Source organism: uncultured Sulfitobacter sp. (assembly GCF_947499945.1).
GTDB lineage: Bacteria > Pseudomonadota > Alphaproteobacteria > Rhodobacterales > Rhodobacteraceae > Sulfitobacter.
Window position 1 is genome coordinate 693,519 of the sequence record NZ_CANMQD010000001.1, and the last position, 18,119, is coordinate 711,637.

At 58.1% G+C, this 18,119-nt stretch carries 16 protein-coding genes; 5 read left to right on the forward strand and 11 right to left on the reverse strand.

What is annotated here, in order from left to right:
• Positions 1 to 46 precede the first annotated feature (46 nt).
• Both ruvA and ruvC read right to left on the reverse strand, forming a co-directional pair.
• Positions 47 to 712, reverse strand: a complete 666-nt coding sequence (gene ruvA / locus Q0775_RS03270) for a Holliday junction branch migration protein RuvA (RefSeq protein WP_298857898.1) — start codon at positions 710 to 712, stop codon at positions 47 to 49.
• Positions 709 to 1,215: a crossover junction endodeoxyribonuclease RuvC gene (gene ruvC / locus Q0775_RS03275; RefSeq protein ID WP_298859927.1), complete on the reverse strand. Its 507-nt coding sequence runs from the start codon at positions 1,213 to 1,215 to the stop codon at positions 709 to 711. The genes ruvA and ruvC overlap by 4 nt, the downstream gene beginning before the upstream one ends.
• A gap of 332 nt (positions 1,216 to 1,547) precedes the next feature.
• Here ruvC and Q0775_RS03280 point away from each other — a divergent pair, with 332 nt between their 5' ends.
• Positions 1,548 to 1,766 (forward strand): DUF1127 domain-containing protein, encoded by a 219-nt coding sequence (locus tag Q0775_RS03280; protein ID WP_298857899.1) that lies wholly within the window; start codon positions 1,548 to 1,550, stop codon positions 1,764 to 1,766.
• 162 nt (positions 1,767 to 1,928) lie between these two features.
• On the opposite strand, the gene Q0775_RS03285 is transcribed toward Q0775_RS03280, so the two are convergent.
• The 6 genes from Q0775_RS03285 to Q0775_RS03310 form a co-directional block, all read right to left on the reverse strand.
• Positions 1,929 to 2,276 carry a hypothetical protein gene (locus Q0775_RS03285; protein ID WP_298857900.1) on the reverse strand — a complete coding sequence of 116 codons (348 nt, stop codon included), beginning with the start codon at positions 2,274 to 2,276 and terminating at the stop codon, positions 1,929 to 1,931.
• 105 nt (positions 2,277 to 2,381) lie between these two features.
• Positions 2,382 to 3,260, reverse strand: a complete 879-nt coding sequence (locus tag Q0775_RS03290) for a 50S ribosomal protein L11 methyltransferase (RefSeq protein WP_298857902.1) — start codon at positions 3,258 to 3,260, stop codon at positions 2,382 to 2,384.
• Entirely contained in the window at positions 3,261 to 3,728 is a 468-nt protein-coding gene (locus Q0775_RS03295; protein WP_298857904.1) for a hypothetical protein, read from the reverse strand. It abuts the gene before it with no gap.
• The gene (locus Q0775_RS03300) at positions 3,625 to 4,665 is read right to left on the reverse strand and encodes an MATE family efflux transporter (RefSeq protein ID WP_298857905.1); all 1,041 of its coding nucleotides are present in this window, start codon (positions 4,663 to 4,665) and stop codon (positions 3,625 to 3,627) included. Before Q0775_RS03300 ends, Q0775_RS03295 begins: the two co-directional genes overlap by 104 nt.
• Complete coding sequence (locus tag Q0775_RS03305; protein ID WP_298857906.1) at positions 4,662 to 5,891, reverse strand: MFS transporter; 1,230 nt, start codon at positions 5,889 to 5,891, stop codon at positions 4,662 to 4,664. The genes Q0775_RS03300 and Q0775_RS03305 overlap by 4 nt, the downstream gene beginning before the upstream one ends.
• Positions 5,892 to 6,022: 131 nt before the next feature.
• Positions 6,023 to 8,218, reverse strand: coding sequence for a primosomal protein N' (locus Q0775_RS03310; RefSeq protein ID WP_298857907.1), 2,196 nt, complete (start codon positions 8,216 to 8,218; stop codon positions 6,023 to 6,025).
• A gap of 115 nt (positions 8,219 to 8,333) precedes the next feature.
• Here Q0775_RS03310 and fsa point away from each other — a divergent pair, with 115 nt between their 5' ends.
• The 4 genes from fsa to Q0775_RS03330 all read left to right on the forward strand — a co-directional run bounded on the left by fsa (position 8,334) and on the right by Q0775_RS03330 (position 11,633).
• Positions 8,334 to 8,987, forward strand: coding sequence for a fructose-6-phosphate aldolase (gene fsa, locus Q0775_RS03315; RefSeq protein ID WP_298857908.1), 654 nt, complete (start codon positions 8,334 to 8,336; stop codon positions 8,985 to 8,987).
• A 259-nt stretch (positions 8,988 to 9,246) separates the two neighbouring features.
• On the forward strand, positions 9,247 to 9,954 hold the full coding sequence (locus tag Q0775_RS03320; RefSeq protein ID WP_298857909.1) for a DUF484 family protein: 708 nt from the start codon (positions 9,247 to 9,249) through the stop codon (positions 9,952 to 9,954).
• On the forward strand, positions 9,951 to 10,889 hold the full coding sequence (locus tag Q0775_RS03325; RefSeq protein WP_298857910.1) for a tyrosine recombinase XerC: 939 nt from the start codon (positions 9,951 to 9,953) through the stop codon (positions 10,887 to 10,889). Before Q0775_RS03320 ends, Q0775_RS03325 begins: the two co-directional genes overlap by 4 nt.
• Positions 10,890 to 10,934: 45 nt before the next feature.
• Positions 10,935 to 11,633 carry a CDP-alcohol phosphatidyltransferase family protein gene (locus tag Q0775_RS03330; protein ID WP_298857911.1) on the forward strand — a complete coding sequence of 233 codons (699 nt, stop codon included), beginning with the start codon at positions 10,935 to 10,937 and terminating at the stop codon, positions 11,631 to 11,633.
• A 6-nt stretch (positions 11,634 to 11,639) separates the two neighbouring features.
• Here the strand turns inward: Q0775_RS03330 and Q0775_RS03335 are convergent, their stop codons facing one another.
• The 3 genes from Q0775_RS03335 to Q0775_RS03345 form a co-directional block, all read right to left on the reverse strand.
• Positions 11,640 to 12,095 carry a methylated-DNA--[protein]-cysteine S-methyltransferase gene (locus Q0775_RS03335; protein ID WP_298857912.1) on the reverse strand — a complete coding sequence of 152 codons (456 nt, stop codon included), beginning with the start codon at positions 12,093 to 12,095 and terminating at the stop codon, positions 11,640 to 11,642.
• Positions 12,096 to 12,186: 91 nt separating this feature from the next.
• Positions 12,187 to 15,114: an isoleucine--tRNA ligase gene (gene ileS, locus Q0775_RS03340; RefSeq protein ID WP_298857913.1), complete on the reverse strand. Its 2,928-nt coding sequence runs from the start codon at positions 15,112 to 15,114 to the stop codon at positions 12,187 to 12,189.
• Positions 15,115 to 15,296: 182 nt separating this feature from the next.
• Positions 15,297 to 18,089 carry a DUF2339 domain-containing protein gene (locus tag Q0775_RS03345; RefSeq protein ID WP_298857914.1) on the reverse strand — a complete coding sequence of 931 codons (2,793 nt, stop codon included), beginning with the start codon at positions 18,087 to 18,089 and terminating at the stop codon, positions 15,297 to 15,299.
• Between the last annotated feature and the right edge of the window lie 30 nt (positions 18,090 to 18,119).

Genomic DNA, 18,119 nt, shown 5'->3' on the forward strand with positions numbered 1-18,119 from the left:
ACGTCCCTAAGCGGTGAGCGCCATCGCTGGCCTATTTGTGCGCACATTACTCTCTAGGCGCCAGAAGTTTCAACGCCGCACGGATCAGCGTTGTCGTTTCTGCATCAGGTGCCTCGCCAGCCGCCTGTGCCACCGCACCCGCCGCATCGCCAGGCGCATAGCCAAGGTTGCTTAGCGCAGACAACGCCTCAGACTGCGCCGACGCGTTGGCCGCAGGTGCTGCCTTTTTACGCGAGGGCGCAGGCGCTTCAATCACTTCCGCGTCCTGCTCGCCCAGCGCCTCGGCCACTGTGCCACCCATCGCCATCATCGCAGGCGCTTTATTCTTCAGATCCAGTACAACGCGCTGCGCGATCTTTGGGCCAACGCCTTTGGCCGCCTTGACTGCGTTCCAGTCACCCAGCGCAATCGCACGCCCCACCCCGTCAGGCCCCAGCGCACTCAGGATCGCAAGTGATGCCTTCGCCCCGATCCCCTGCACGCTCGTCAGCAGCTTGTGCCACTCCTTCTCAACCAGCGTTGTGAAACCGAACAGCTGTAAATTCGTCTCCTGCACCAGCAGATCGGTATAGACCGCCGCCACTTCCCCAACAGGCGGCAACCCCGCCAAAGTCCGCTCCGAGCAAAACACCAGATAGCCCACACCGCGCACATCAATCAGCACATGATCCACCGCGCGATATTCAATCCGTCCCGTCAGCTTGCCAATCATGCGCTCGCCCTCGCCACCGCTGCGGCATAGTTGGACGCACCGCCATGATGCGCGTGTGTAATTGCGATCGCCAAGGCATCCGCTGCATCGGGTCCTTCAAACACCACACCGGGAAGTTGCATCCGCACCATATGCTGCACCTGCCCCTTATCCGCATGACCCACGCCTACGACTGTCTTTTTGACGTTGTTGGGCGCATACTCCCCCACGGCTAGCCCCATCTGCGCAGGCACCAATAGGGCAATCCCCCGCGCTTGACCCAGCTTGAGGGTCGCCACGGCGTCCTTGTTCACAAACGTATGCTCCACTGCGGCTGTCTGCGGCTGATAGGTACTGAAAACCCGCGTCAACTGCGCATGCAGGCTCAACAACCGCTCGGCCAACTCGACCCCTGTCGCAGAATGACAAATCCCGTTCGCAACATGGCTCAACCGACTGCCATCAACGTCAATCACGCCCCACCCCATGTTTCGAAGGCCCGGATCGATGCCAATTACCCGTATCATCTGCCTGCATCCCTCGCGTTTGTTGCTTTTTGGATGCAGTAGCACGAAAGGCGAACATTGCATATCCTTTTAAATCATCCGTCGCGTTCGGACTAGGGCATGTCGCAATCGCTGCATTGCAGCAAAACACCTCTAGCTTGCGATAAAATTATTGACAAAATGGCCGCGATTTTGTCATATTTTATTAAGGTTATAAGCCGATTTCTGCTATGCAGAAAACGCATAGCAGATGTGCGCCCACAAGGGTTGCGCCATCTTCGCACTGTGCCTAATTAGCAATCACATCGCTGAGCAAATCGGCATAACCCCATACAAGAAGGACGGCTCAAATGGCTGCTTTTGACACCACACGCACTACCTATGGCACAGCATCATTCGCATCGCGCGCAGTTGCATTTGTTGCCGATCTCGCACTTCGCGTTCAATCTTGGAACGACACCCGCATCACACGCAATGCGTTGACCGACCTCTCCGACCGTGAATTAGCCGATATCGGCCTCGTACGCGGTGAGATCGACAGCATCGCACGCAGCAATCTGATCCGCTAACGAACGGCGCATCTGCACTGGTCGATATACAATCGACGCATAAAAAAGGCCGCGCGGGTTTCCCCGTCGCGGCCTTCCTTTTTGCGCTTAATGAGAATTGCGCAACTTTCCACCGTGGCCGCCCCTCCCCCCGGAGGGCTGGGCCACGGTGGTTGTTCTAATTCAGCGGAACAACGGCCCTGCCTGATCTGCTATAAACTGTGTCACCGGATCAACCGCCAGCACGCGTGCGCCCATCGCTTCGATCATTGTACCGTTTTTCAGAATGGTAAGGCGATCTGAGTACGCTTCCGGCCCATTGGCCGAGAGCATAAGAGCCTTAAAGCAGAAAAAGCCGAGGACCATCAGGCCAAAGCCTTTCACAGGGAATTGCAGGCCGCGGCGTTTTGCTTTTACAACAACCACACCGTTGTTATCGATGCGTGTGACAAAAGCGTTCTTACCGCGCCGTGCCGATTTCTTGGACACAGAACCTACACGGCTGTTAAAATCTTCTTTTGTATAAACCATGACAGTGGTCTTTCTCAGCAACAGCCCCCACCGTTGTTGAGATAATTTTTAGATAAAGAATGTGGCAAAAGTTGGGCAAATGAGGCGCAATCGCCTCAAATAAGGTTAATTCGCGTTCATTTTCCGAAGCGTTATCGTCGTCCAGTCACCAATACTCTCGCGGTGATGTAGATTGATGCCAGATCGTGCATAAACCTCGACCACCTCATCCGCCTGTTCGTTTAAAATGCCAGATAGAATCGCGTAAGCGCCATCGTCCATCACCCCCGCCATGTCCGGCGCCAGCGCAATCAGCGGCCCTTTGAGGATATTGGCGAACACCAGATCGAATGGAGCAGCCCCCGCCAGAGCAGGATGATCAAACCCTGCCGCCTCGACACACTCGACACGCCCCTCAAGCCCGTTGGCCACCACATTGGCCCGCGCCACGTCCACAGCAACCTCGTCAATATCCGACGCCAGCACCGTATCGGCCCATATCCGCGCTGCCCCCATGGCCAGCACTGCCGTACCACAACCGATATCCACAACATGCTTGCCCACAAACCCGTCAATCGCCAGCCGGTCCAGCGCCTTAAGACAGCCCAGCGTCGTTCCGTGGTGCCCCGTGCCAAACGCCATGGCCGCCTCGATCAACAGCGGCTCGCACTCCGCAGGCACCTTATCCGCATCATGAGAGCCATAGACAAAGAAGCGTCCCGCCTCGACGGGGGCCAATTCACGCCGCACATGCGCCACCCAATCCGTTTCCGGCAACTCTGAGACGTTGAAATCCTTCGCCCCGAACGCAGCCGCCAGCACAGCCAACCCTGTCATGTCGGGCGCTTCCTCGAAATATCCGCCCACTTCCCACAGGCCCGATCCGTCTTCCATCTCGAACACGCCCACGCCTGTCGGCTCTGGCATCATGTCCTCCATCGCCTCACCCAGCTTATAAGCAGGCTCGCGCCCCGTGAGGGTGGTCAGTGCAGTGAATGTAGGCATCTATCGGCTCCTGTGTCTGTCAGGGTTCGGGTACGGTGCGGGCGCGGCAGGGTCAAGCGGCACAACGTCCGTGCGCAACCCCTTAACATAGTACCACCCCCACGTGGCCGAGATAGCGCCCACAATAATCCCCGCCGCCGCCTGCCCGTAAATCACACCCGCCGCGCCAAACATCCCCGCAAACCAAAGCGCCGCAGGCATCGCCAGCACTCCGTCCTTGATCCAGTTCACCAACGTCGAGCGCGCAGGCCGCCCCAGATTGTTGAACGCCGCATTAGACACAAACAGCGCCCCAAAAAAAATGAACCCGCCAACTCCGATCACCGCAAAGGCATTGAGCACATCCGCCCCCTGTCCGCTCAGATCAAAGGCCGCGATGACATAAGGCACCAGCGCCACAAACAACCCCCAAGCAACCAGTGTATATAGTAGGCAAAAAATCAGTGCATCGCGGTACGTACTGCGCACACGGTCCAACTGGCCTGCACCAAAATTCTGACCGAAATATCCCGCCAATCGCTCCACTCAGCGCAAATACCCCACCGAACACCACCACGGTCAGCCGCCCGACCACGGCCCACGCCGCCACAGCATCATCGCCAAACGGCGCCATTACCCGCGTCAGCAAGTAGTTCCCCACAGGCGTACTCATCTGCGTCGCAATCGCGGGGATCGCCACAGCTACAAACGGCGCACCAATATTGCGCAAGGTACTAAAACGCGGACGGTCCACCAGATGCAGCTCGTAAATCGCAAACCGCACCGCCAGCGCCAGCAAAGCAAAGCGGAACAGCACCAAACCAATGGCGGCCCCATCAAGGCCCCAGCCCATGTAGAAAATCAGGAACGGATCAATCACCAACAACACCGTGCCCGCAAAGAGCGTGATAAACATCGCTTTGGCGCCGTAACCATCCGCCCGCAATGTCCCCGACATCACCAACGCCGCCGACATCGGCAGCAACGAGGGTATGGTGATCGCCAGATACCGCGCCGCCAGCCGCAGCGTCTCCCCCTGCGCCCCCGCAAACCCCAACACCTCATGGCGAAAGCCCACAATCAAAAAAGAAACCGCCGCCAGCGTAGCCACCGCAATCACCACCGCCGCACCCGCCTGCCGCCGCGCCGATGCACGGTCCCCGCTGCCAATACTGCGCGACACCACCGCCGTCGCCGCAATCATCAGCCCCACTGCAACAGAAACGGAAAAGAACTGCACCGCATAGGCAAAGCCAATCGCCGCCACGAGCTGCTTATCCCCCAGCTGCGAAACCCACAGGAGATTCGCAGCATCTACAATAAAGACAAACGTAATCCCAACCGCACCCGTTGCCGTCATCCGCACCACATGCCCAAGGGTCGAGCCGGTCAAAAACCGCCCCTGCCCCTGCGCCGCAGCACTCACTCGGCAGCCTTGAGGCGTTGCACAAACACCGTCTCGTTCCCCGCTTCGGGATGGCGCGGTATCATCGTGGACAGGATAAACGACACAGAGGCCATCCCCGCCGCCAGCAAAAACACCGCCGCAGGCGACACCAGCCACAACAACCCCAACAACACAGGCAAGAATACAGCTGCAATGTGATTGATCGTAAAGGCCACCGCCGCCGTGGGCGCCATATCACCCGGTGCGCCGATCTTCTGGAAATACGTCTTCAAGGCCAGCGCAAGACCAAAGAACATGTGGTCCAGCACGTACAAGACTGCGGCCACCTGAAACCCCCAGTCAAAGAAATAGACGCCGCCATAAGAGAGGAAAACGATCACCAGACCCGTATATTCGAACATCAACGCATTGCGCTCGCCAAACCGCGCTACGATCCGCCCCAGCATGGGTGCGATGATCATGTTCAGCACTAGATTGACCAGATATAGCCCCGCAACTTCATGCACCTGAAAGCCAAACTTCTCGACCATCATGAAACCAGCAAAAACCATGAAAATCTGCCGCCGCGCACCCGCCATGAATTGCAGCGCATAATAAAGCCAATAGCGTTTACGAAGCACCAGCCGCTTGATCTGCGGATGCGGGCTCTCGTATTGCGGATAGGCCAACAGCGCGAATAGCGCCGCCGCCATCGTGATCCCGCCCCCTGCCATGAACACGATGTTATAGGTAAGCCCCAAAGGCTCCCACAGGATCATAATCACAAAATACACAATGAAAGTTGCAGCCGACCCCGTCGCCATAAGCCAGCCCAATATCTGCGGCGCTTTGTCCTTGGGCAACCATTGCAACTGCAACGACTGGTTCACCGTCTCATAATAATGAAAACCGACCGAACTGATAAACGTCAGTATCATGATCCCCGTCAGCTGCGGATACCACGCCGTAATTGCCGTCGCCGCCCCCAACATAATGAGCGAGACAAGCCCGAGAACCTGCTCGCGCACAACGATGATCAAAAAGATCACCAGAAACGACAAGAACCCCGGTATCTCGCGCACTGTGTGAAGCAGACCAATGTCGGCCCCGTCAAAATCCGCCACTTCCTTCACGAAGTTATTGAGGAGGGCGTACCACGTGAAAAACGCAATCGGCATGGCAAGCGCCATGACAAACAGCAGTGCAATTGGCCGCCGCCAAAGCGGCTGATCCTTGGCGTCATCGAGCGTCAAAAAATCTATCATAAATCATCCCTACGCCCGCCCCGACCCAAACGCTACGAGAAATGCGATACACCGCGTGGTGAACAGTGGAAGTACAGGGAATGCAGGCATGGCACCCCTGTACTTTGGCAATAAACTCAAAATCCCGCTGCTCAATAAAAACTCTGCGGATCGATATCTACCGCCAGTCTTAAATCACCCTTAAGCTTGATCTGGCTTACCCAAATCGACAGCGCGCGTTGCAGCGCCACGTTCTTATCCGCCTTCACCAAAAGCCGCACACGGTGCCGCCCGCGCACCCGCGCAATCGGTGCTGGCGCTGGTCCAAAAACCTGCGCCCCAACGTCACGTAACGCCCTGTCTTTACGCGCTAATTGGTTGCCCGCATCAAACACTGCAGCCACATCAGGCCCACTTAGTATGATCCCTGCCAGCCGTCCATATGGCGGCATACCTGCCTGCTGTCGCTCCTTGGCTTCCGCACTCCAGAATCCTTCCTCATCCCCTGCCAAAATGGAGCGGATCACCGGATGATCAGGCTGATAGGTCTGTAAAAGCGCCGTCCCCGGTGCCTCCGCCCTCCCCGCGCGCCCCGCCACCTGCCGCATCAGCTGGAAGGTCCGCTCCGCCGCCCGCAGGTCAGATCCCGTTAACCCAAGGTCCGCATCAATCACTCCGACCAACGTCAGCTTGGGAAAGTTGTGCCCCTTCGCAACCAGTTGAGTTCCAATGATAATATCAGCGGACCCCTGCGCGATCCCCGCAATCTCTTCCTTCAGCGCACGCGCCGATCCATACATATCCGAACTCAGCGTGGCGATCCGCGCATCAGGCCAAAGCGCATGCGCCTCCTCGCCCAACCGCTCCACACCGGGCCCGATGGGGGCCATCTTGTCCTCCGCCTCACAGCTGGGACAGGCAGTGGGCATCGGCTTGCTCTCACCGCACTGATGGCAGATCAAGCGCTTCAGAAAACGGTGCTCAACCATCCGCGCATCACAGTCATCACAGCCGATCTGATGCCCACAGGCACGGCACAACGTCACAGGCGCATACCCACGGCGGTTGATGAACAGCATCGCCTGCTCGCCCCGCTCCAGACGCGCGTCGACCTCCTTTTTAAGCGTGGGCGACACCCACCGATCCGACGGCAGCCCCTCGGTCCGCATGTCAATTGTGCCCATCGTGGGCATCACCGCAGGTCCAAAGCGTGAGGTCAATTCCAGCTTGGTATACTTACCTGCCTGCGCATTGGCCCAACTCTCAAGCGATGGCGTGGCCGAGGCCAACACCACATGCGCCCCGCAAATCGAAGCCCGCAAAACGGCCATGTCGCGTGCGTTATACAGCACGCCATCCTCTTGTTTATATGAGGTATCATGTTCCTCATCCACCACGATCAACCCGAGGTTCTGGAACGGTAAAAACAGCGCTGAGCGCGCGCCGATGACCAGCTGCGCCTGACCCTGCCCCACCATCCGCCAGATACGCCGCCGCTCGGTCATGGTGGCCCCCGAATGCCACTCCGCAGGCTTGGCCCCAAACCGCGCCTCGACGCGGGTATAGAATTCAGCGGTCAACGCAATCTCTGGCAACAGCACCAGTGCCTGCCGCCCCGCTCGCAGGGCTGCTGCAACAGCCTCCAGATACACTTCTGTCTTGCCCGATCCCGTCACCCCGCGCAGCAGGGTGGTACCATAGTCGCCCGAAGTCACTCCCGCCGCCAGAGCCGCCGAGGCTGTGGCCTGATCTTCCGTCAACTCCTTGCTGGGCAGATCGGGATCAAGGCGCTGGAACGGTAGGTCACGCGGGCTGTCTTCCTCAAGTACGACGTCCTGCTTTACCAGCCCTTTGATGACTGAGGACGTCACCCCCGCCATCTCCGCCAGCTCTTTCAAGGTAAATGATAAATCGCCGTACTCGGCCAAAGTTTCCAACACCTTGGTCCGTGCCGCCGTCACGCGGTCAGGCTCCCCCGTGCCACGTCGGTAAATCTTGCGCATAGAGGGCGGATCGCCAAGACCCGGCGCACGCGTTGTCAGCCGCAACATCGCGCTCAATGGCGTCAGTGTATAAGCGGCGGATTTCTCCAAAAAGCTGACCATTTCGCGGCGCATAGGGGCCGCATCCAGCACCCGAATGACCGAGCGGATTTTACTATAGTCATAGTCACCCTGCCCCGCGCCCCAGACCACACCAATCACTTTGCGCGGACCCAGAGGCACTTCGACGTAAGCGCCCAGATGACAACCACCTTCAGGCGCTTTATAGTCCAGCGCACGGTCGAGCGGCTGGGTTGTCAGCACGGCAACCAACTCTCCTTCATCAAAGAACAATTTGGGGGACAAGCGCGGGTATCCTTCGGCCATGTTGGGTTGAGGGCTATCACCATCGCAGATCATAGGCTAAAGCAACACCCAATATAACCTTTAGTACGCCCGTTCCAACCAGATAGGACACCATATGAAATTTTTTGTAGATACCGCTGAAATCAAGGACATCGCTGAGCTGAACGACCTAGGCATGGTAGACGGGGTTACAACCAACCCCTCCCTGATCCTGAAATCAGGCCGCGACATCATGGAAGTTACAAAGGAAATCTGTAGCATCGTGTCCGGCCCCGTCTCTGCCGAAGTGGTCGCGATGGAAGCGGATGCGATGATCGCTGAGGGTCGCAAGCTGGCCGAGATTGCAGAAAACATCACCGTCAAACTGCCCCTGACATGGGACGGACTAAAAGCGTGTAAAGTATTGTCAGGCGAAGGTAAAATGGTCAATGTGACCCTATGCTTCTCCGCGAACCAAGCGCTGCTTGCGGCAAAAGCGGGTGCAACATTTATCTCGCCCTTCATTGGCCGCCTCGACGATATTGACCTCGACGGCATGGACCTCATCGAGGACATTCGCACCATCTACGACAACTACGGCTTCGAGACGCAGATCCTTGCGGCGTCCATCCGTACCGTAGGCCATGTGCGTGAATGTGCGCTGGTCGGTGCCGATGTGATGACTGCGCCCCCAGAAGTGATCCGCAAGCTGGCCACACACCCGCTGACCGACAAAGGTCTGGAGCAGTTCATGAAGGATTGGGCCAAGACCGGCCAAAACATCCTCTAAACGACAGCCCTAGCTGTGTGTGCCCAACAAAGCGCGCAAACGCTCGGGGCTGAGCGGGAAAAGCGGGGGTGGGGTATGGGATATGATTTGCTGCATGCAGCCGATCCTATGACCTGCCCTCCTTTCTACGAAGGGGAATGAGCTTCATGCTCTTCCCCGTTACGGCAAATTTGGCACGATCGCCTGATTTATTAGCAAAAAAGAGCAGAAATGATATATCTGCCGTGCTAAGAGAGAGGCAAAACAAGATGAGAGCAGCATGAGCAGCAGCCCAAAAATAGAAGATTCAATCCGCGAAGCTATCATTTCGCAGCCTGATGTGATTCTGGATGACAGCGATGTCATGCAGGCCCTGATTGCGGCCAATGAAAAAGCGATGGGCGGTAATATCGTCGATCTGCGTGGCATCGCGATGGAGCGGTTGGAGACGCGGCTTGACCGCCTTGAAGACACGCACCGCAGCGTCATCGCCGCCGCCTATGAAAACCTCGCTGGCACCAATCAGATCCACCGCGCCATCCTGCGCATGCTGGACCCGCATGAATTCGAAGAGTTCCTACGCAACCTTGGCGGCGAAGTGGCGGAGATTCTGCGCGTGGACACCGTCAAGCTAGTGCTCGAATCCGTCCAAAGCGACAATGACCCTGCTGTGCAACGCCTTGGCGCTGTCCTGAGCGTGGCAGAGCCTGGTTTCATCGACAGCTACCTCACGCAAGGGCGCGGCGGCACAGTGCGGCAGGTCACCCTACGCTCGGTTCAGGATGCCTCAGAGCAGGTTTACGGTCCCAACGCCGAATGGATTCGCTCCGAAGCCTGCCTCAAGCTTGACTTTGGCGCAGGTCGTTTGCCTGGCATGCTGGTGATGGGCGCTGAGGATCCGCATATGTTCGGACCGCAACAAGGTACTGATTTGCTCGGCTTCTTTACTGGTGTCTTCGAGCGCTCCATGCGCCGCTGGCTGTCTTGAGCACGCCGTTAGATACGCTTGCTATCTCTCCTGCGGCGCGGGACGCCCTCCAAACTTGGCTGGAACACCAACGCGCCCTCAAAGGGGCCGCTGACAACACACTGACCGCCTATCGCGGCGATGTGACGGAATTTCTGGCCTTTATGAGCGTGCATCACGGGGGCACCGAAGGTCTTGGTGCTTTGGCAAAGATAACCGTGGGCGATATGCGGTCATGGATGGCGCGGACACGGTCGGAAGATGTCGGCCCCCGTTCCCTCGCCCGCAAACTCTCGGCGGTCAAAGCCTTCTACCGCTGGCTGGCGGAGCGTGAGGGGTTTGAGCCGACTGCGGTCCTCTCCACACGCTCGCCGAAATTCACCAAAAAACTCCCGCGCCCATTGGCGATTGATGCGGCAAAAGAGCTCATCACCTGCGTTGAAACACAGTCCCGCGAGCCTTGGGTCGCTGCCCGTGATGTAGCAGTCCTGACCCTGTTGTGGGGGTGCGGCTTGCGGATATCGGAGGCTTTGGGCCTGATGGGTGCAGATGCCCCCCTGCCCGATGTGCTGCGCATTGTTGGTAAAGGCGGCAAAGAACGGGTGGTGCCTGTGCTGCCTGCGGCCCGTGACGCGGTAGAAGCCTATCTACGCGCATGCCCACACGGGACGGAGGCAAAAGGCCCGCTGTTTCGCGGCGTGCGCGGTGGGGCGCTCTCCGCAGGGGCGATTCAAAAAGTTATGGCCAGCGCACGAATGCAGCTTGGCCTGCCCGCCAGTGCGACACCCCACGCTATGCGCCACAGTTTTGCTACCCATCTGCTGGATGCGGGCGGTGATTTGCGGGCCATTCAGGAACTGCTCGGCCATGCATCGCTGTCGACCACACAGGCCTACACCGCTGTGGATACGCTGCGTCTGATGGAAGTCTACAACCGCGCCCATCCGCGTGCCTGATCGTTTTACAATTGCACCCTTAGCGATGATTTGCGAGACAAGCCTATGACCCTTCGCCAAAAAGCCCTCGCAGTTCACTTGCTCACCGGAACCGGAGCTGTTTTCGCCATGCTGGCAATGCTGGCGGCTGTGAAACTACAATATGACCTGATGTTTTTGTGGCTGGTTGTGGCCTTCTTTGTGGACGGGATCGACGGGCCGCTCGCACGCAAATATGATGTAAAAACCAACGCGCCCGAATTTGACGGTGTGCTGCTCGATCTCATCATCGACTACTTGACCTATGTGTTTATCCCCGCCTTTGCGCTGTTCCAATCGGGCCGCATGGACGGGTGGAGCGGGTGGCTCATGCTCATCATCGCTACCTTTGCAAGTGCTATGTATTTCGCTGATACCCGAATGAAAACAAAGGATAACTCCTTTTCCGGCTTTCCAGGATGCTGGAACATGCTGGTGCTGGTGATCTTTGCGCTGAACATTCCGTGGTACATTAGTCTGGTGCTCGTGACCTTCCTTGCGATTACCATGTTCGTTCCGCTGAAGTTCGTGCATCCCGTGCGCACGGAACGCTGGCGTATGATCACCCTGCCGATGGCGCTGGCGTGGACCTTCTTTGCCGGATGGGCCGCTTGGGTGAACTTTCATCCCGAAAGCTGGGCGGCATGGGGTCTGGTAGTGACGTCAATCTATCTGCTCTTCGCAGGAATAGCTCAGCAGATCATGTATGACGGTCGCAATATTTAAGGCATCCTAAATCAGGAAACCGCCCGCGCCCTCATGGCGCAGCAACGCGACCTTAGTCTCTACGCCACCAGCCCCTGAAAATCCGGTAAGCCCTTTTGCGCCCATCACGCGGTGGCATGGGATGATGATCGGGATCGGATTGCCACCGCAGGCTTGCCCCACTGCCTGAGCAGGCACGCCCAAAAGTTTCGCGATATCGCCATAAGTGCATGTATCACCAAAGGGTATCTCGGACATGGCGGCACAGACATCGCGCTGAAAATCTGACCCGCTCACGCGCAGCGGCAAGTCAAACTGCTCCAACTCACCGGCATCATAGGCCAGCAGTTGCCGCCGCCCCTTCACCAGCACCTCTGTGCTGTCTTCGGACGGGGCACGCCCCCAGTTAAGAGCGGTAATGTAGTGGTCTTCTTCAATAAGGATGAGATCGCCAAATTGTGTGGGAACTGTACATGTTTTCATGGGGTAAGTATGGGCGCATCGGCCAACCTACTCAATCCGAATGATGCGGATAGAAAATGGGGCAGACCTGAAGCCTGCCCCTGAGCATGTGTTAAACCGCGTCGTCGCAGCGAGCGCAGACACCCTCATGGCTGTGGGTGCCGACGTCAGGCAACACTTTCCAGCAGCGGGCGCATTTTTCGCCTTCGGCCTTGGCAAAGGACACTGCAACGCCTGCAATTTCAGGCACACGGAAGGCATCTGCAGGGGCCGCATCACCTGTGACAGTGATGGTCGATGTAATAGTCACATCTTCGAACGACACACTCTCAAGGGCGGCACGGGTGTCATCATCCTCGACATAAACGGTCAGGGCGGCCTCAAGCGAGGCACCGATCACCTTGTTCGTCCGCTCGACTTCCAGTGCAGCAGTGACCACGCGGCGTGCGGCACGCACTTTGGCCCACTTCGCCGCCAGATCGGCATCCAGCCAGCCATCAGGCGTCGCAGGAATATCCTCAAGGTGGACCGAGCTACCCTCACCGCCAAAGCGCTCAAGCCAGACTTCCTCCATCGTGAAGACCAACACGGGTGCCAGCCATGTTGTCAGGCGGTGGAACAGCAGGTCCAGCACAGTGCGCGTGGCGCGGCGGCGCAGGGTATCGCCATCGCAATAAAGCGCATCCTTGCGGATATCGAAGTAAAAGGACGACAGGTCCAGCGTGGCAAATTCAAAGATTGCTCGGAACACGCCTTGGAAATCGAAACGCTCATAGCCGTCGCGTACCACAGTATCCAGCTCAGCAAGACGGTGCAGCACCCACCGCTCAAGCTCGGGCATGTCGGCGATTTCGGTACGATCCGCCTCGGTAAAATCGCTCAGCGCACCCAGCATATAGCGCATCGTGTTGCGCAAACGGCGGTAGCTGTCGGCGGTGCCTTTGAGGATCTCGTCACCGATCCGCTGGTCGTTGGTATAATCGGTTTGCGCCACCCAAAGACGCAGGATATCCGCGCCGTACTGGTCCACAATCTTTTGCGGAACGATGGTATTGCCGATGGATTTGGACATCTTCATGCCCTTCGCATCCAGCGTGAAACCATGTGTAACCACATTGCGGTAAGGTGCGTGGCCTGTGGTGCCCACTGACTGTAACAAGGATGAATGGAACCAGCCGCGGTGTTGGTCGGTCCCTTCCATATAGACATCGGCGATACCATCATCCGAGCCGTCCTCGCGGTCGCGCAGCGTGAAGGCGTGGGTGGAGCCACTGTCAAACCACACGTCCAAGATATCAGTCACTTGGTTATAGTCGTCAGGATTCACGATACCGCCGAGGAAGCGCTCTTTTGCGCCATCTTCATACCATGCATCAGCACCCTCGACCTCAAAGGCCTCAACGATACGCTGGTTCACATCCACGTTGCGCAACAGGAAATCGGGATCGGTCGGCAGCTTACCTTTGAGCGTGAAGCAGGTGAGCGGCACACCCCATGCACGTTGACGCGACAGCACCCAGTCGGGGCGCGCCTCCATCATCGCGTGCAGGCGATTGCGGCCTGATTTCGGCGTCCAGTTGACCTTGTCGATCTCCGTCAGCGCACGCTCACGGATGGTAAAGGTATCGTCACCTATGGACATCGATTTGTCGATAGCAGCGAACCATTGTGGCGTGTTGCGGTAGATCACCGGCGCTTTGGAGCGCCATGAATGCGGATAGCTATGCTTGATCTTGCCGCGTGCGAGCAATCCGCCCACCTCAACCAGCTTGTCGATGACAGCGGCGTTGGCGTTGCCCTCCTTGCCGTTCGGCTTGAGGATCGCCTTGCCACCAAAGAACGGCAGATCATCGCGGTAGCGGCCATCAGGGTTCACGTTATAGGTGATGACCTGCTCCAGCATGCCCAGATCACGGTAGAGGTCATATTCCTCAAGGCCATGCGAGGGTGCGCAATGCACAAAGCCTGTGCCTTCGGTATCGGTCACAAAATCCGCAGCGCGGAAGTCGCGCAGGTCGTCCCATTCGCCGTTGCCACCTTCAGCGCCTGCAAGCGGGTGCTGCAACTTGATCTTGGCCAGATCGTCTTGACTCACGTCGCACAGGCGGCGGTACATCGTCTCGTCCAGACGCGCCGCTTTCAGCACACCCTCAGCCAGATTATCAGCCAGCAAATAACGGTCACCGATCTTAACCCAACTCTCTTCAGGGCGGCCTGTGATCTCGTAAAGACCGTAAGAGATACCCGCGCCGTACACGACTGCCTTGTTGCTCGGCATGGTCCACGGCGTCGTAGTCCAGATCACCACCTGCGCGGAATCGAGCGTTGCATCGCCTGTGTCCACAACTTTAAACTTCACCCAAACGGTAAAGCTGTCCTTATCGTGATATTCCACCTCGGCCTCGGCCAGCGCGGTCTGCTCGACGGGTGACCACATGACGGGTTTGGAGCCTTGATACAAAGTGCCGTTCATCAGGAACTTCATGAACTCTTCGGCGATCACACGCTCGGCGTGGAAATCCATCGTGAGGTACGGGTTCTCCCAGTTGCCGGTGATGCCAAGGCGCTTGAACTCTTCACGCTGGATATCGACCCAGCCTGCGGCGAACTCGCGGCACTCGGCGCGGAATTCGTTGATCGGCACTTGATCCTTGTCGCGGCCTTTCTTGCGATACTGCTCTTCGATCTTCCATTCGATCGGCAGGCCGTGGCAATCCCAACCGGGGATATAGCGCGCGTCGCGGCCCATCATCTGGTGCGAGCGGACGATCATGTCCTTGATGGTTTTGTTCAGTGCATGACCGATATGCAGGTGACCGTTGGCGTAGGGAGGACCGTCATGCAGCGTGAACTGCTTGCGGCCGCCATCCTTGGCCTTGTCGCGCAGGCGGTCATAGATGCCGATCTGCTCCCAACGCGCCAGCCATTCGGGCTCACGCTTGGGCAGGCCTGCACGCATGGGGAAATCGGTCTTGGGCAAATTCAACGTGGATTTATAGTCAAGTTTCGCTTCAAGGTTTTCTGGGGTATCGGCGCACATATGGAGCGTCCTTTTTAGATCGGATATGTCAGGAATGTGGGGGGCGGTGCGAGGGGCTCAAACACCTTTGCCCGGCGGCTCAGATGAGGCTGAGCGCCGGGGAAGTAATTCGTTGTATGATCAGGTGTGCTGTCATGTTGAGCAGGCTTATAGGCCGCTGCCCCCAAGGGGGCAAGCGCGTCTTAGTCCTGCGATGGTGGCAGTGCTGTCGGACCTGCCGCTTCCGCACGGTCACGGTCCTGCGCCCAGCGGTTTAGCCATGCAAGAGCCGCCAGCGCCAGACCAAGGACAAGAAGCGAGAACACCCGTGTGAGGCCGTCGAGATCAGTGACATCGATCAGAAACACCTTGGCCACCGAAAGGCCGATCACTAATAGCCCTGCCTTGCGGATCACAGCCGAACGGCGTGCAAGTGATTGATAGAACAGCACGGCCCCCGTCAGCAGCAGAACGATGGTATAGGTGTATTGCTCAGGCTGGGAGATGCCACGGCTCAGGAACATCGCATCGCCCCCCTGCCAGAAGTGCCGGATTACCATAAAGGACCATAGCGCGAGCAGTCCGCCACCGAGGGCAAGCATTACCGCCCGCAGGCGATGGTCAATCTTGTCCAGCCTCCATGCCCCGCCAAACAGAACCAACGCAGGAAGGGCATAAGCTGCCGCAAGCGTATTTAATAAGACCGGTCCGAAGACGTGGTTAGAGGCCCCGCTTACCAGCAACGGATTCACAAAGGTCAGCGCACCAAAGAGAGCGCACCCACCCATTAGCGTGAACACCCCAGCCAACGCCCAGCGAACCTTGTCGAGCAGACCCTGTGTCTGGCCTTGGGTCCGCTGCACTTGGGCCAGTGCAAGCCCAAGCCAGATCGCGGCGTTGAGGCCAAGGCTCCAATGACTGTCGACATAACCCGCGCCCACTTCACGCTCAATCCAGCGTAGCAGCAAGATGCTGAGCGTGAGACCTGCCGTCGACCACGCCGCAGAGTCGAGCATGACTTGCGCTGTGGGCCGATCTAACGGACGCAGCAACCACAGCGATGCAATGAAGGCCGCGAGTGTGCCGAGATAGGCCAGCAGCACACTGGGCAGCGGCCCCTCGCCTGCAAAATCAAGTCCGGGATCAACCACAAGGCGGTAGCCCAATGTAACCACGCCCACCGCAACAAACCACGTCAGCGCGGTCAGGTGCCACGCACGGTCCAGTGCCGCCGCCGCCACTACTGTCACGGCCAGCGCCACGGTGAGCGCGACAGAACTGAGAACAATCACAAAGGCAAAGGCCATACAGGCCAGCGCCGACATGATCGCAAAGCTCACGCGCAAACGCTGCTCCTCATCGACCCGCGCCAAACGCTCTGCGAAAAGCACCATCAGCACAGCCAAACCCGCCGCATGAAGCGCCCAGGGGTAGCTGCCGAGTACATCAGCAGGCTGCCACGACATCTCAAGCACAATTGCCATCGCAGGGGCAAACACAGCGGCAACCACAGCCCAGATCACGCCGAACTGCCCCCCCCGCAAAGCACGCCACAGCGCAAAGGCGGAAATAACCACACCAATTCCGACCAGTATCGTGATCACCCAAGGGAACGCCGCCTCGGGGTTCTCTGCGTAGGTTTGGGTAAAGGTTTGATAGGTCACACGACGATTTTCAGCCTGTGCAAAGACCGACAACAACAGCGTCAGCGGCGGCAGTAAAGCGGCATCCTGAAGCGCAGGCGCACGGTACGACCATGAAATCAGCACAATGGAGAGAAGTGACAGCAGCGCCACGCTCAGCCATATCTCGGCCTCACCTGGTTTCCAGCAGGTCAAAATAATCACGCAACTTGCTGCGACGGAGGAGAACGCCAGAAGGGTGGGGAAAGCAGGCCATGTCACGCCGCGGGCCTTTGCGCCCAATGTCATCCGCCCCAGCACTCCAACCAACGCAGGCGGTCCCGCATGATCAGGCACTACACTTCGCGCAGGGATCAGGATCGCCAGAACAGGCAGCAGCGCAAAGTATAGCTGCGCTGTCCAAGGCACATTGCCCCCACCGCCAAGCACCAGCGCAAAACCCATGAAATATGCCAGCACAAGCGTCAGCGCCGAAATCCAGCCCCAGCGGCGGATTGTATCCACCCCAAGGCCGAGGACTGCGACAATCGCAAAGAACCCGAACAGCGCACTGGCGTCGGTATTTGAATTCTCGAGCACAACAGGAGCGGCATAGGCACCGATCACGCCCACTGCCACCAACAGCGGCCCATGCATCCAGCCCAGCACAACGGCCACGAGGGCTACGATCACCATACCGCCCATGGCGGCACCGCCGCCAATCAGGTCATAGAGCATCCGCGCCGACAGGATTGCTCCGAACAATGTCACAATTCCCGCGCCAGAGAAAACCGAGGGTAAATAGGCCGTGGTTGATTGCGCACCATCGCCAAAGCGACGGCGGATAAACTCCCCCACACCGATCAGACCCGCACCAAAGGCCAGTGCTGCCGCAACCCGCGCACGTGGTGGCAACAGGCCGTTCTCCATACCGTATTGCACAAGGAATATCCCTGCCAACGCCAAAGACGCGGCAGAAACAGCATAAAACCAGTTTTCTTGAAGCCACGGTCCAAGATCAGCCAAAGCCTTTGCAATGGGTGATTGCGGACGCGGCTCTGCGCGCGTGAAGGGGGGAGTGGCGCTTTGCGCCATAGCGGCTTTTGACTGCGGTTTGGGCAAGGGCGGCGTAGATACAGTCGCTGATTTCTCTTCGGATGCATCCACTTCAGGGGGCGACGCTTTTGCCTCTCTGCGAGCAGTTTGTACGGGCCGTTCACGGCTTAACCCTGCCAAGTCAGATTGCAGATTACCAATCTGCCGCTCCGCCTCGGTTAGACGGGTGCGCAATCCGATCTGGGTTATTATGAGCACAACAAGCGTGACAGGAATGGCCAGTACCACAACTGCCGCAAGTACAAGAAGACCGTCCATAACCCCAAACTCCACACCGTATGATCAGAT

What these genes read in the sequence shown, in the direction of transcription:
- ruvA (WP_298857898.1), bottom strand. Translation starts at nt 712, where the DNA reads ATGATTGGCAAGCTGACGGGACGGATTGAATATCGCGCGGTGGATCAT.
- Q0775_RS03280 (WP_298857899.1), top strand. Translation starts at nt 1,548, where the DNA reads ATGGCTGCTTTTGACACCACACGCACTACCTATGGCACAGCATCATTC.
- Q0775_RS03285 (WP_298857900.1), bottom strand. Translation starts at nt 2,276, where the DNA reads ATGGTTTATACAAAAGAAGATTTTAACAGCCGTGTAGGTTCTGTGTCC.
- Q0775_RS03290 (WP_298857902.1), bottom strand. Translation starts at nt 3,260, where the DNA reads ATGCCTACATTCACTGCACTGACCACCCTCACGGGGCGCGAGCCTGCT.
- Q0775_RS03305 (WP_298857906.1), bottom strand. Translation starts at nt 5,891, where the DNA reads ATGATAGATTTTTTGACGCTCGATGACGCCAAGGATCAGCCGCTTTGG.
- fsa (WP_298857908.1), top strand. Translation starts at nt 8,334, where the DNA reads ATGAAATTTTTTGTAGATACCGCTGAAATCAAGGACATCGCTGAGCTG.
- Q0775_RS03320 (WP_298857909.1), top strand. Translation starts at nt 9,247, where the DNA reads ATGAGCAGCAGCCCAAAAATAGAAGATTCAATCCGCGAAGCTATCATT.
- Q0775_RS03330 (WP_298857911.1), top strand. Translation starts at nt 10,935, where the DNA reads ATGACCCTTCGCCAAAAAGCCCTCGCAGTTCACTTGCTCACCGGAACC.
- Q0775_RS03335 (WP_298857912.1), bottom strand. Translation starts at nt 12,095, where the DNA reads ATGAAAACATGTACAGTTCCCACACAATTTGGCGATCTCATCCTTATT.
- ileS (WP_298857913.1), bottom strand. Translation starts at nt 15,114, where the DNA reads ATGTGCGCCGATACCCCAGAAAACCTTGAAGCGAAACTTGACTATAAA.
- Q0775_RS03345 (WP_298857914.1), bottom strand. Translation starts at nt 18,089, where the DNA reads ATGGACGGTCTTCTTGTACTTGCGGCAGTTGTGGTACTGGCCATTCCT.